This window comes from Streptomyces sp. CGMCC 4.7035 (assembly GCF_031583065.1).
In the GTDB taxonomy this organism is placed as follows: Bacteria; Actinomycetota; Actinomycetes; order Streptomycetales; family Streptomycetaceae; genus Streptomyces; species Streptomyces yaanensis.
Genome location: NZ_CP134053.1, coordinates 4,873,502 through 4,886,222, shown reverse-complemented (window position 1 = coordinate 4,886,222; position 12,721 = coordinate 4,873,502). Strand labels below are relative to the sequence as shown.

The following is a 12,721-nucleotide window of genomic DNA, read 5'->3' as shown; positions in this document are numbered from 1 at the left end:
GCTGTCCGCCTTCATCCGTCACCCCCTTGTCCTCCGGAAGAAGTGATCAGTCATGTCCGCAACCGCCCCAGCGCCTGCTGCCGCGCCCGCGGCGCCGCCGAAGAATGTGCGCTGGGTGATGCTCGGCGGCATGCTCGCGATGCTGCTGTCCATGCTCGACAACATGGTGGTCAGCACCGCCATGCCGACGGTCGTGGGCGAGCTGGGCGGCCTGGAGCGCATCTCCTGGGTCGTCACCGCCTACACCCTGGTCACCGCCGTCACCACATGCATGACCGCCGCCGTCATGGCCATCGGCACCGTCGGCGGCCCGCTGTTCGGCCGGTTCGTCACCGGCCACTTCGACTGGCGCTGGGCCTTCTACGTCAACCTGCCGATCGGCCTGGTCGCCCTGGCATGGCTCGGGTGGAAGCTGCAGGTGCCCGCCCAGCGCCACAAAGTGACCTTCGACTGGCCCGGCATCGCCCTGCTCACCGCCTCCATCAGCGCGCTGGTGCTGGGCGCGAGCTGGGCGGGCACCACCTACGCCTGGACCTCTTGGCAGATCCTCGGCCTCGGCGCCGTGACCGTCGTCGGCCTGGTGCTGTTCGTGATCGTGGAGAAGCGGGCCGACGAGCCGCTGGTGCCCCTTTCGGTGTTCACCGGCCACCGCAACTTCCCGCTCTCGATGGCCATCCTCCTTGCGGTCGGCGCGGTCACCTTCGGCGCGGGCCTGTACCTGCCGCTGTTCCAGCAGACCGTGCAGGGCGCCTCCGCGACCAACTCCTGCCTGCTGATGCTGCCCATGATGGTCCCGGTCCTGATCGTCTCGACCATCGCGGGCAAGATCATGTCCGCCACGGGCCGGTACAAGATCTTCCCCGTGCTCGGCACGCTCTTCCTCGCCGTCGGCCTGTGCCTGCTGGCGACCATGGACCCCGACACCTCACGCCTGCTCGCCGGCCTCTACATGGTGCTCGTCGGCATAGGTCTGGGCTTCGCCATGCAGATGGCGAAGCCATCGCACAGAACAGCGTCCCGTTGCGCGACATGGGTGGCGTCGGCAGCTCCATCAACCTCTTCCGCACCCTGGGCGGCTCCCTCGGCGTCGCCGTCTTCGGCTCGATGTTCACCCGAGCCCTCCAAGGACACCTGTCCGGCACCGGCGGCACCGAGGTCGACGCCACGGCCCTTCAGCAGCTGTCGGCCGGAGTCAAAGACGCCTACCTGCAGGCGGTGGCCAGCGGCACCAGCCACATCTTCCTCACCGCCGCCATCCTGTGCGCCCTCGCCGTGGTCGCCGCACTGTTCGTGCTCGAAGTGCCGCTGAAGGCGGCCGGGCCCTCACCCGCCGCCACCCCCGACGAGGCCACCGCCCCCGCCACCAGCGCGTGACGACCACCCCCCTCCAAGCAAGTGCCCGGCCCCATGCCGGACGACAGGAACGGAGCACCACCATGACCACCACACCCACGCCCCGCATCGCCATCATCGGCGCCGGCCCCGGCGGCCTGACCTGCGCGCGTACCCTCCAGCTGAACGGAATCGCCGTGACCGTCTACGACCTTGCCTCCGGCCCCGACGACCGCAACCAGGGCGGCACCCTGGACCTGCACCCGGACGACGGCCAGGTCGCCCTGAAGGAGGCCGGACTGCTGGAGGAGTTCCTTCGCCTCGCCCGCCCCGAGGGCCAGGAGATGCGGCAGTTCGACGCGGTCGACGGGACGCTCCGCTTCCACCACCGTCCCGCCGAGGGACAGCTCTCCGCCCCCGAGATCGACCGCGGTCAGCTGCGCGACCTCCTCCTGAACTCGCTGGAGCCCGGAACCGTCCGCTGGGGCCATGCCCTGCAGAGCGTCGAAGGCCCGGCTGACGGTCCCCGCCAACTGCACTTCGCCGACGGCACGGTCATCGGAACCGATCTCGTCATCGGCGCGGACGGCGCCTGGTCCAAGGTCCGGCGCGTCCTGTCCTCCGCCACTCCCCAGCACACCGGCATCAACTTCCTCGAAGCCTGGTTCCACGACGTCGAAACCCAGCACCACGGCATCGCCGACTTCGTCGGACAGGGCAGCGCCATGGCGGCCGACGGCGAGCGCTGCCTGTACGCCCAGCGCAACAGCGGCGGCCACATCCGCGTCTACATCATCCAGGCCGACACCGCCGACTGGCTGGCCCAAGCCGGACTCACCAGCCAGGACACCGACCAGATCCGCACCCTGCTCCTGGACCGCTACCGCGACTGGGCACCCAGCCTGCGCCAACTGATCATTGACAACGACGGCCCCTACATCGACCGCCCCATTTACGCCCTGCCCGTCCCGCACACCTGGGAATCCAACCCCACCGTCACCCTGCTCGGCGACGCCGCCCACCTCATGCCCCCGCTCGGCGTCGGCGTCAACCTCGCGATGCTGGATGCCAGCGAGCTCGCCCTCGCCATCGCAGGCCACAAGACGATCGCCGACGCCATCCGCGCCTACGAGAAGACCATGCTGCCCCGCTCCCACAAGATGCAGACCCACCTCGACGGCGGCGCCACCGGCCTGCTGGACGACGAAACCTTTGACCCCGGCCAGCTCGACACGGACTGAGCACCGGCCCCGGGTGTGAACCCACTCTGCGTCGCGGCCGTCGCCCCCGCGCCGGGACGACGGCCGCGACGCACAGCTCAATAGGTCAAAAGCCGGTGATCGATCTGGTGCGCAAGGTCCTCTGAGTACGCTTGTAGGAGATTGAGCAGGGCGACGACCTCACTTCCGCTGTCCTCATCAAGCTCGGCTCGTACGACCGTGCCCGGCTCACCGCCGAGCGCACCTGGGCCGAGATTTCCGGCTCGCCGCTCGTAGCGGCGGCCGCAGCACGGGAGCTGGCGATCGTTCTCCGCCACCAGGACCAGACGGACGCCGCGCAGCGCCTCATGTCATCGGCGGCAGGTGCTCCTCAGCCCACACCCCCAATGAGGCAAGCGGAAAGAGGAATGCGTTGCCGTGGTCGGTGAGGGCGTACTGCGAGCGCGTCGGCGAGCCGTGGTGCACGGTCCGCACGACGAGTCCGGCGTCTGCAAGTTCGCGAAGTCGCTCCGTGAGCATTCTGTCGCTGATGCCCGGGACCTGCTTGCGCACTTCAGCGAATTCTGTGGGGCCTTTGGCGAGAGCGGTCAGCACCAGTCCGCTCCAGCGCTTGCCGAGCAAGGCGAAGGCACGGATCAACGCCCCTATCAAGGGCGGGACTTCGGGTTCCTGCGAGTCAGTCATGGCGTTCTCCAGCGATGCGAGGCTCATGCCGTCGGGCGCGACCGTGCCCGGGCGAGGCCGGGGCGGCGGCACCCGGGCACGGTCTTCGCATCAGTGAGTGACGAGGGTCAGAGGCTGGTGTCGGTCATCCCATGTGGATGACCGCCGGCCCCTCCGACGGCTGCTGCTTCCCAGCGGTGACGGCGATCGCCGTCACCGTCAGGCCGAACAGGAACAGGGCGCCCGCGGTGGCAAAGGCCACGCCGTATCCGTGGGTGAGTGCTTCGCCCGCATTCGCGACCAGCCCGAAGTCCTTGACCGCCAGACCTCGGTAGAAGGAGGCGGCAGCCTCCGGCAGCCTGTCGTTGGCCGCCGAGGTGGAAGCCGTCGACAGGACGGCGAGCCCCAGGGCTCCGCCTATCTGATGTGCGGTGTTCAGCAGCGCGGACGCGATCCCGGTGTCCTGGTGCTCGACGCCACTCACGGCGCTCAGCGTCATCGGCACGAAGCTCGCGCCGAGACCGACCGCGGTGACGAACATCGCCGGCATCAGATGCGCCGTGTAGGACGAGTCGGGCGTGAGCGTGGCGAACCAGAACATGCCCACGGCGGCCACAAGCAGCCCAGGCCCGGCGATGAGACGCGGAGCGAGACGGGTCAGCAGCTTGGAACTGGCCGTGGCCGCAATGCCCATGCCGATACTGAAGGGCAGATAGGCGAAGCCGGTCTTCACCGGGCTGTACCCGAGAATCAGCTGCATGTAGAGGGTAAGGAAGTAGAAGGTGGCCATCATGCCGGCGCCGATGAACAGCATCGTGGCGTAACTGCCGGACCGGTTACGGTCCCTGAAGAGGCGCAGCGGCATCATCGGGTGCGCTGTGCGGCCCTGGATGAACAGGAACACGGCCAGCAGAACGACGGAGGCGGCGAAGGACGCCAGGGTGCCGCCGTCGGTCCAGCCGTGCTCGCCGCCACGGGTGATGCCGTAGACGAGGGCGATCAGGCCGCCGGAGCCGGTGACCGTGCCGGGGATGTCGAGGCGTCCGCGGTGGCGTTCGGCCTCGACGAGGGTCTTCGTTCCGGCGAGTACTGCCAGGCCGATGGGGACATTCACGAAGAACACCCACCGCCAGTCCAGGACATCGGTCAGGATCCCGCCGAGCAGCAGTCCAGCGGTGGCACCGATACCCGCCATGGCGGCGTAGATGCCCATCGCCTTGTTGCGCGGCTTGCCCTCAGGAAACGTCGTGGCGATGAGCGACAGGGCGCTGGGGGCGGCCACGGCCGCGCCGACTCCCTGCAGGATGCGGGCACCGATCAACAGGCCCTCGTTCACGGCGAGTCCGCCGAGGAGCGACGCCAACGTGAACACGGCGATACCGAGCTGGAACATACGTCGTCGCCCGAAGAGGTCTCCGGCCCGACCGCCGAGCAGCAGCAGCCCGCCGAAGGCCAGTGCGTACGAGTTGACGATCCAGGCCAGGTTCGCGTCGGACACGTCGAGGTCGGTCTGGATGCTCGGCAGGGCGATGTTCGTGATCGTCCCGTCGAGGATGACCATGAGCTGCGCCGCGGCGATCACGAACATCGCCAGACCCAAGTGCCGACCGCCTGGCAAGGCCCCGGGGGTGGCCGTCCGGGCGGAGGCAGTGACAGTAGAACTGTCAGCAGGCATGAAAGAGCTCCCAAGAGTTCCGAGTTCTACACTTCGGCACGAAACGGGAACGAGAGAATCGCTCAGGCATCGCAATGGGCGATGCGGGACGAATTCAATAAGGAGATCAATGATCTCTGGACCCGAGTGCGGCACGCGCACTCAAGGGATTCTCACCTTGAGGCGACATAGAACTGTAACACCCGACAATCACTGATGTTGGCCACTCCGCGAAGCGCTCTGCCGTGATTCATCTCGCGCTTGACATGACCTATCCGCACCTGATCGAGCAATATCGGCAGGCGCCCTCAAGGCGACTTGCAATTCCCATCGAACTGTGGGCAACCAAGCGGCTTGGGTTAGCCGAAAAGATTCTCTCCCCCTTGCGTGATTCAAGCGGGAAATGTCAAGGGGCCGCATCAAGGAATGTGTGCCTCGTTGGTGGAGCACGGAGAAGTAAATCGGTGGGGTGATGCGGGGGAATCTGCCACGATCACCGGATGGGTGCATTGGAGGCAGTGGCAGGCAGGGTTGCGGGTGGGGTCACCGTGGCGTTCCGGCCCAGCGGCTCGTCGATGGTTCCGCTGATACGTAGTCGGCAGCAGGTGGTCGTTGCTCCGGTCGACCCGTCGAAGTTGGAGGTCGGGGACATCGTCCTCGCCCGTGTCGCCGGGACCGTCTACTTGCACTTGGTGTCGTCCGTGGACCTCGCCAGGAAGCGGGTGCAGATCAGCAACAACCGTGGCCGTGTCAACGGCTGGACCAGCCACGATCGCGTCTTTGGTATCTGTGTGGCAGTCGACGGCGTCACCCGGTCAGGAACCGTGGGCAAGACGCTCGCGGCCGACTCCGACGACTCCTGAGCCTGACGCTCCAGCGGTATCGGGCTGCCAGGCTGTGCGGGTGGCAGAACGAGTGCGCGTTCGCGAGACCGATGACGACGAGGGCCGGCGGTTACTGCGGATCATCCGCAGAGGCACGGGCTCTGTGGTGATCTGGCGGCGCGCGCAGATGGTGCCGCTGTTCACTCAGGGCATGCCGGTCGCGAAGATCGCCGAGGTGTCGTTCACCAGTGACGACCGGGTCCGCGACGTGATCCACTACTTCAACGCCGACGGCTTCGACTCGCTGCGATCGCCGACGGTGAGGTCATAGCCGAGGATGGCGAGCCCGAAGCCGTCTTCTGCATGGACGAGTTCGGGCAGCTCAACCTGATGCCGCACCCCGGGCGGCTGTCGGCCGAGCGCGGCGGCAGGCACAAGGACCTCGACCGTGAGCCCCGCCGCCAGCCCGGGCGACCTACAACCGCTACGGCGGGGCTGCACCTGTTTGCCGCCCTGGACCTGGCCCGGGACAAGCTCTACGGCCACATCGAACCGCTCAAGCGGCGCACGCAGTTCTTGGAGTTCTGCCGCTACCTGCGCACCCGCTACCCTCCGACGGTGCGGATCGCAATCATCTGCGACAACTTCTCGCCGCACCTGACCACGAAGAAGTGCCAAGTGGTCGGCACCTGGGCGGCGGCGAACAACGTTGAGATCGCCTGCACGCCGACCACTCCTCCTGGCTGAATCGGATCGAGGCCCAGTTCACGGCCCTGCGCTACTTCGCCCTCGACGGCACCGACCACGCCGAACCACAAGGAACAGGACAGCATGATCCACCACTACACCATCTGGCGGAACCGCCATGCCAACGACCGGCGCCTACGCGCCGTCGTCGACAGGGCAAACGTGCTTGATGCGGCACTAGCATGCGTTGAAAGGTCGCTAGTGCTCTGCAAGCCTCGGCCACCAGTGCCGCTGCGAAATCCAGCAGACGCTGCCCACGAACCACGAAGAGTTCACCGGCTGCGGTCAGGTGTACGTGGTGCCTGTCTCGGTCGAACAACATGTAGCCGAGGCGCTGCGACAGCCTGTTGATCTGGCCGGCTGCTTGAGTCGGGCCCGACCCAGACCATGAAGGCCACGGCACGGCCCGTCGTCACCGGGCCGCCGAAGCCCTCATCACGGAACGGCGCTCAAGACACCTGTTGGTTGGTCCGCAATGGCGCGTCGGTCGCCGCGACCACCTTGTCGATCGCCACCCCCGGCGCCCTCTCCACGAGCACCAGCCCCTCTGATGTCACGTCGATGACCGCGAGGTCGGTGATAATGCGGTGGACGCAGCAGCGCCCGGTCAGGGGCAGCGTACAACTCTGAACGATCTTCGGAGTGCCGTCCTTGGCGGTGTGGTCCATGAGGACGATGACGCGGCGGGCGCCGTGGACGAGGTCCATCGCACCTCCCATGCCCTTGACCATCTTGCCGGGGATCATCCAGTTGGCGAGGTCGCCCTGGGCCGAGACCTGCATGGCGCCGAGGATCGCGGTGTCGATGTGGCCGCCCCGGATCATGCCGAAGGAGAGCGCCGAGTCGAAGAAGGACGCGCCGGGCAAGACCGTGACCGTCTCTTTGCTCGCATTGATCAAGTCCGCGTCGACGTCGGCCTCTTGCGGGTACGGGCCGACGCCCAGAATGCCGTTCTCCGACTGGAGTACGACGTCCACGCCGGGCGGAATGTGATTGGGGACGAGGGTCGGCAGGCCGATACCGAGGTTGACGTAGTCACCGTCGCGCAGTTCGGCGGCGGCGCGCGCGGCCATCTCGTCGCGGGTCCAGGACATCAGGCCAGCACCGTCCTCTTCTCGATCAGCTTGTCGGCCGCCTGGGCCGCGTCCAGTTCGACCACGCGCTGCACAAACACGCCCGGCAGATGGATCTCGTCGGGGTCGAGTGCCCCGGGTTCGACGAGTTCCTCGACCTCTGCGATGGTGACGCGCCCGGCCATGGCGACGAGCGGGTTGAAGTTCCGTGCCGATGTGTGGAAGACGAGGTTGCCGTGCCGGTCACCACGTGCGGCGCGGACGAGCGCGAAGTCCGTGGTGATGCCGTGCTCCAGGACGTACGAGTCGCCGTTGAAGTCGCGTACTTCCTTGGCCGGTGAGGCGACCGCGACCGACCCGTCGGCGGCGTGACGCCAAGGCAGTCCTCCCTCGGCGACCTGGGTGCCGACACCGGCCGGGGTGTAGAAGGCGGGGATGCCGGCGCCGCCCGCTCGCAGGCGCTCGGCCAGCGTTCCCTGCGGGGTGAGTTCGACCTCGAGTTCGCCGGTCAGGTACTGGCGGGCGAACTCCTTGTTCTCGCCTACGTAGGAGCCCGTGACGCGTGCGACGCGGCCGGTGCCGAGCAGAATGCCCAGGCCGCGGTCGTCGATGCCGCAGTTGTTGGAGACGACCTCCAGGTCCCGGGCGCCCTGCGCGTGCAGGGCGCGGATGAGGGTCTCGGGGATGCCGCACAGCCCGAACCCACCCACAGCGAGGGTGGATCGGTCGGCGATGTCGGCCACAGCTTCCGCGGCAGTGACCACTGTCTTGTCCATGGGATGCTTTCTTGACTGGTTCAGCTGTCGGAGGACGACGCGAGACGGGCAGGGCATACGGCAGCGGGCAATCAGGTGGCGACGGACGGCGTCAGCAGGAGCCGCTCCCTCAGCTGGCCGATCAAGTGGTGCAGTTCGAGCGCGGTGGCCGCGGCACCGAAGAGGTATAAGTCGGGGCGGATGACGGCAGCGACGTGGGCGTGCTCGCGCATGTGCGGCAGGTAGGCGTCGTCCACGTCGAGGTACGCCACGTCAGGCGTGCCGGGTGAGTGGAGCGGAACCACGGTTGCACCGATGCGCATGAGGAACTCCCGGTCTGCGGAGTCCAGTTCGCTCAAGGCCGCGTCCCCGTCCGCCAGGACGACGAAGCCGCCACCCGTGATGTCGTCGAGCAGCCCGGTCTCGCCGTTGTGGCGGATGCGGTACTGCGGGGTGATGTGGCCGACGTCGGGGCGCGGGCCACCGTCCGACGCCCGTTGCAGGACGCCGTCGCCAAGGACCGGCGGCGGAGTGGGCGGCAACACACGGGCCGGGTCGCCGCCGGTGGCGATCATACGAGCGTCCCGCGCAGTCGCCTCCGCCTCGTCCGGTACGCAGATGACCTGGCCGAGCGCCCTCGAGATGCCGATGGCGTGCTGGACATGCTCGCGCCGCTCACTGGTGTATGTGTCCAGGAGCGCGGGCGAGGCGGCCGTGGGTAGGTGACCGGCGAGTGGTCGGCCGGCAGGTGTGCGTACTGCGCCTCCAAGGCCCGGCGGGTCATCACCATGCACCAGGTGACGAGCGCGGCGACGTCGTCGTCCATGTCCTGTCGGCACAGCACCGCGAAGTCGGAGAAGTCGAGCGTGCGCAGGTCCTCGGTCAGGCCGGGGAAGTAGCCCGCTTCCACCACCGCGTCCTGCCATCCCTCGGCCGCGAAGGCCTGCAGGACCTCGTCGCCCCACGGCAGGTACTTGACCGGGCGTACGCGGTCCAGCTGCTGCCAGCGCGGCGTCATGACGGCTTCGTGGATGAGGACGTTCGACTTGCCCGCGATGAAGTGGTCAAGAGCCGGGAACGGACGCTCGTCGTAGAAGAACGTCAGCTTCTCGGGGTCGACTCCGGCGATGCGCAGCGCTTTGTGGGCGGCGAGACCGATGAGGTTCACGCCGTCGTCCTGCGAGGTCGCCACGGTCAACTGGTCGGTGATGGAGGCGAGGTCGGCCACCGTGCTGACCGGCAGGGCCGCGTCGACCGCGACGACCAGGCGGTCGCGCTGTCCGACCACGCCGAGCGAGGCCAGTCCCTTCGTCTTCCCCGCACGGTCCAGCATCTGCACGGCCGCGGTCGGCGTGACGAGGGCGATGTCCACCTCACCGGCGAGCAGCGCCTCGATCTGGTCGATGCCGCCGCGGCCGTTCCAGATGCCGAAGCGGGATCCCTCGGGGGCGCGGTCGCCGATCTCCTGGGCCAGCCAGCCGCAGATCCGGTGGGAGGTTGGCCTGGCCCCAGTCACCGCGGAACTGGAGGGTGATCGGGTGCTTCAGAACAGGTGCCTCAGACATGGTCGCTCTGCCCCACCATCTCGGCCAGCTCCGCGGCGTTCTGGGTGAAGTCGACCTCGTTGATGGAGTCGAAGGGGAAGCCGATCCGCTCGAACTCCTCCTCCAGGGCCTTGGCGCCGGCGGCCTCGTAGACCGAGACGATGAACCCGGAGTCGGTGTTCACATACAGCTGCCGGAAGGTCGCGTGGACCTGCTGGGCGACTTCCGGCGCGTTTCCCGCGATCTCCTCGACCGACAGGCCCGGGGCCTGGTGAAGGCTCACGTACAGAGGCATGGCAAGACTCCCTCATCCTTGAAACGTGTCACGATACAGAACACTGTCCCGTCTACTGGAACTTAATAGCAAGGGCGTGGAGGGTGGAAATCTCTGCGCTACTGTGCTCTCCGTGGAGCAAAAAACGGGGACCAGCAGCGCCGAGTCCGGCACCGAGAGCCGCCCGGCCGGCCTGATCGGGGCCGTCGACAACGTGCTGCGACTGCTGCGGCTTTTCGAGGCCCACGAGATGATCCGGGTCAATCAAGTGGCCCGCGACATGGGCCTGTCCCGTTCCACGGTCCACCGCATGCTGGCCACGCTCTGCCATCACCGGTTCGTGGTTCAGGACGACTTCTCGCGCGCGTACAAGCCGGGGCCCGCGCTCGTCGACATCGGCCTGTCGGTCGTCGCGAACATGGATATCCGGGCACTGGCGCACAGCGCCCTGACCCGTCTGCGCGACGAGACCGACGAAACCGTTCACCTCGCGACCTTGCGTGGGGCGGAGGTGCTGTACGTCGACAGCGTTGAGAGCAACCAGGTCGTCCGCACCGGAAGCCGGACCGGCTGGACGCTCCCGGCCCACGCGACCGCGGCCGGCAAGGCACTGCTCGCCGAGCTCGGCGACGACGAACTCGCCGCCCGCTACCCCTTGGAGAACCTGCAGGCTCCCACTGCCCGCGCCCCCCAGACGCTCGAAGAACTCCGCAAGCAGCTGACCGACGTCCGGCGTCTCGGTTACGCGGTCAATAACGCCGAGAGCGAGGCGGACGTCAGCGCCGTCGCGGCGGTCGTCCGCGACAAGCGCGGCCGCGCACGTGCGGCCATAGCCACGACGGCCCCGCAGTCCCGCGTCGACGGCACGTGGATCGCCTCCGCCGCCGCGGCTACCGTCCGCGTCGCCCGCGAACTGGGCGAGCGCATCGACTGACGCACCTCCACACCCCCGCCCGACGGCCGCCCCGGATCTTTCCGGGGCGGCCGTCGGCGTTTGCAGACCGGATGTGACCTGCGCTTTCAGCATCTCTACCGACGTCCGCCGCAGGTAGGGGCGGCCACATTTCCTCTCGTCGGGCGCTTGCCACACTCCGGATTTTGGTACCAGAATGCCGACCACTGTTCCGCATAGCGACACACACTCTCGAAGAGAGGGGCAGCCATGAGCGAGCCCACCACCGGGGCGGTCCTTCTGGAGGAGACGCAGCAGATCTCTCCGCCCGACCCCGACCGCGAACCCCTCAAGACCAACGTTTACGAGCACATGGCCATGACCGCCGGTCAGCTGATGCCGCTGTTCCCGTACGACCACGCCGGCGCGATCGTGCCGTGCGGCGCGGTCCTCATCGGTGGCCAGGACGCCGACTACGGGCACTTCTTCCACTGGAACACCGTCAACGAGGTCGTCGTCGTCTACGGCGCCCACCAGTCCGTGATGGCGACCGGGCAGATCATGGCGACGCAGAATCTGCACGGCGTCAACTCCTACCTCCGCGACGAGAAGGAGGAGGGCGCCTACGGCCTCATGGTGGTGACCCAGCACCAGGCGGAGGAGGGCGACCAGTCCGAGGCCATGATCGCCCGCTGCCAGGAGTGCAAGGCGGAGATCGTGCGCCACGAGTACGACGCGACACCGCCCGGCCTGCCCGGCTACGACCCGACCCAGCACGGCGGAGCCGCGGACGACCGCGTCCATCAGTTCCCGACGGCGGTCGGCTCGGCCCGCTTCGCGGACATCCGCAACTCCGACGCGGGGCGCACCTGCGAGAAGTGCGGACACGTCAACAGGCTGTTCGCGCCCGCCCCTTGGGGCTGGCACCGCACGGTCGCCCAGACCACCGCGGCCAACGCCGCGTACCGCTCGCTGCGAGAAGCCGGGCAGCCCGCGCTCGAGGAGGCCGCACGATGATCAACCGCCGACGGATGCTCCACGCGCTCAAGGTCGCCCCCGAGCTCGGCAACTACGCGGACGCGCCCGTGCTCCCCACGGACACGGACCCCCAGCTGTACCTGTCGCACAACGAGCTGCCGCAGCCGTTCCACCTCATCTGTGAGAAGGACACCGTGCTGAGCCAGCTGTCCGGCAGCAGCGACGTGCTGCTGCGCGACAGCTCGGTGAACCGGTTCCGGATGAACATCGGCGATCACGTCTATGTCCCGGCCGGCACGCCGCACCAGATCGTCCCGGTCGAGGGTGGCACCGTGATTCGATTCATGGCGCTCAAGGCCGGTCGGCAGGGCGCGGTCTGGTACTGCCCCGAGTGCCGCACGGAGTTGCACCGCCTTGAGTGGGAGCATGACAATGACGTAGCACCGTCCCGGTTCTACGCGGCGGCCTGCGCGAAGTTCTCGGCCGACGAGGCCGCTCGCACCTGCGGCGCTTGCAAGACCGTGCACCCCGAGATCGATCTCGCCGCGTTCGGCTGGTCGAGTCCGGTGCCCGCCTGAGGGGCCGACACCGGCGAGTGCGAACCGCCGCGTGCGGATCGCCACCCCGAGGGGCCGGTGGTCCACACGCGTCGTGCAGACGGCGACGCCGCGCCTCTCGATCTCCAACACCCCAGTGGTACAAGGAGTTTCCGTGGCGATCGTTACTGAAGTCGTTGCTGTCATCGGTTCCGATCAGCCGTCCCGC

The 12,721-nt window shown here is 67.9% G+C and carries 14 protein-coding genes and 1 pseudogene; 8 read left to right on the top strand and 7 right to left on the bottom strand.

Annotated elements, in window-relative coordinates:
* Positions 1-52: 52 nt before the first annotated feature.
* Together Q2K21_RS21115 and Q2K21_RS21110 are read left to right on the top strand one after the other, a co-directional pair.
* Positions 53-1,374: pseudogene (locus Q2K21_RS21115) on the top strand (MFS transporter).
* A gap of 62 nt (positions 1,375-1,436) precedes the next feature.
* A complete protein-coding gene (locus tag Q2K21_RS21110; RefSeq protein WP_310773313.1) occupies positions 1,437-2,573 on the top strand; it encodes an FAD-dependent oxidoreductase in 1,137 nt (378 codons plus the stop codon).
* Between the two features lie 324 nt (positions 2,574-2,897).
* Here the strand turns inward: Q2K21_RS21110 and Q2K21_RS21100 are convergent, their stop codons facing one another.
* Together Q2K21_RS21100 and Q2K21_RS21095 are read right to left on the bottom strand one after the other, a co-directional pair.
* Complete coding sequence (locus Q2K21_RS21100) at positions 2,898-3,263, bottom strand: winged helix-turn-helix transcriptional regulator (RefSeq protein WP_310773310.1); 366 nt, start codon at positions 3,261-3,263, stop codon at positions 2,898-2,900.
* Positions 3,264-3,360: 97 nt separating this feature from the next.
* Positions 3,361-4,803 (bottom strand): MFS transporter, encoded by a 1,443-nt coding sequence (locus tag Q2K21_RS21095; RefSeq protein WP_310773308.1) that lies wholly within the window; start codon positions 4,801-4,803, stop codon positions 3,361-3,363.
* A gap of 566 nt (positions 4,804-5,369) precedes the next feature.
* On the opposite strand from Q2K21_RS21095, the gene Q2K21_RS21090 reads away from it, so the two are divergent.
* The 3 genes from Q2K21_RS21090 to Q2K21_RS21080 are packed head-to-tail and all read left to right on the top strand — an operon-like array spanning position 5,370 to position 6,440.
* A complete protein-coding gene (locus Q2K21_RS21090; RefSeq protein ID WP_310773306.1) occupies positions 5,370-5,732 on the top strand; it encodes a S24/S26 family peptidase in 363 nt (120 codons plus the stop codon).
* Between the two features lie 40 nt (positions 5,733-5,772).
* Entirely contained in the window at positions 5,773-6,024 is a 252-nt protein-coding gene (locus tag Q2K21_RS21085) for a helix-turn-helix domain-containing protein (RefSeq protein ID WP_310773303.1), read from the top strand.
* Between the two features lie 32 nt (positions 6,025-6,056).
* Positions 6,057-6,440 (top strand): hypothetical protein, encoded by a 384-nt coding sequence (locus Q2K21_RS21080; protein WP_310773300.1) that lies wholly within the window; start codon positions 6,057-6,059, stop codon positions 6,438-6,440.
* Positions 6,441-6,889: 449 nt separating this feature from the next.
* On the opposite strand, the gene Q2K21_RS21075 is transcribed toward Q2K21_RS21080, so the two are convergent.
* The 5 genes from Q2K21_RS21075 to Q2K21_RS21055 all read right to left on the bottom strand — a co-directional run bounded on the left by Q2K21_RS21075 (position 6,890) and on the right by Q2K21_RS21055 (position 10,107).
* The gene (locus Q2K21_RS21075; RefSeq protein WP_310773298.1) at positions 6,890-7,534 is read right to left on the bottom strand and encodes a CoA transferase subunit B; all 645 of its coding nucleotides are present in this window, start codon (positions 7,532-7,534) and stop codon (positions 6,890-6,892) included.
* Positions 7,534-8,289, bottom strand: a complete 756-nt coding sequence (locus Q2K21_RS21070) for a CoA transferase subunit A (protein WP_310773296.1) — start codon at positions 8,287-8,289, stop codon at positions 7,534-7,536. Before Q2K21_RS21070 ends, Q2K21_RS21075 begins: the two co-directional genes overlap by 1 nt.
* 71 nt (positions 8,290-8,360) lie before the next feature.
* Positions 8,361-8,843 carry a hypothetical protein gene (locus Q2K21_RS21065; protein WP_310773294.1) on the bottom strand — a complete coding sequence of 161 codons (483 nt, stop codon included), beginning with the start codon at positions 8,841-8,843 and terminating at the stop codon, positions 8,361-8,363.
* The gene (locus tag Q2K21_RS21060; RefSeq protein WP_310773292.1) at positions 8,840-9,784 is read right to left on the bottom strand and encodes a TAXI family TRAP transporter solute-binding subunit; all 945 of its coding nucleotides are present in this window, start codon (positions 9,782-9,784) and stop codon (positions 8,840-8,842) included. Before Q2K21_RS21060 ends, Q2K21_RS21065 begins: the two co-directional genes overlap by 4 nt.
* A gap of 41 nt (positions 9,785-9,825) precedes the next feature.
* Positions 9,826-10,107, bottom strand: a complete 282-nt coding sequence (locus tag Q2K21_RS21055; RefSeq protein ID WP_310773288.1) for a nickel-binding protein — start codon at positions 10,105-10,107, stop codon at positions 9,826-9,828.
* 112 nt (positions 10,108-10,219) lie between these two features.
* On the opposite strand from Q2K21_RS21055, the gene Q2K21_RS21050 reads away from it, so the two are divergent.
* The 3 genes from Q2K21_RS21050 to Q2K21_RS21040 all read left to right on the top strand — a co-directional run bounded on the left by Q2K21_RS21050 (position 10,220) and on the right by Q2K21_RS21040 (position 12,534).
* Positions 10,220-11,020 (top strand): IclR family transcriptional regulator, encoded by an 801-nt coding sequence (locus tag Q2K21_RS21050; RefSeq protein ID WP_310773286.1) that lies wholly within the window; start codon positions 10,220-10,222, stop codon positions 11,018-11,020.
* Between the two features lie 228 nt (positions 11,021-11,248).
* Positions 11,249-11,995, top strand: coding sequence for a hypothetical protein (locus Q2K21_RS21045; protein WP_310773284.1), 747 nt, complete (start codon positions 11,249-11,251; stop codon positions 11,993-11,995).
* Complete coding sequence (locus Q2K21_RS21040; RefSeq protein WP_310773282.1) at positions 11,992-12,534, top strand: cupin domain-containing protein; 543 nt, start codon at positions 11,992-11,994, stop codon at positions 12,532-12,534. Before Q2K21_RS21045 ends, Q2K21_RS21040 begins: the two co-directional genes overlap by 4 nt.
* The last annotated feature ends 187 nt before the right edge of the window (positions 12,535-12,721 follow it).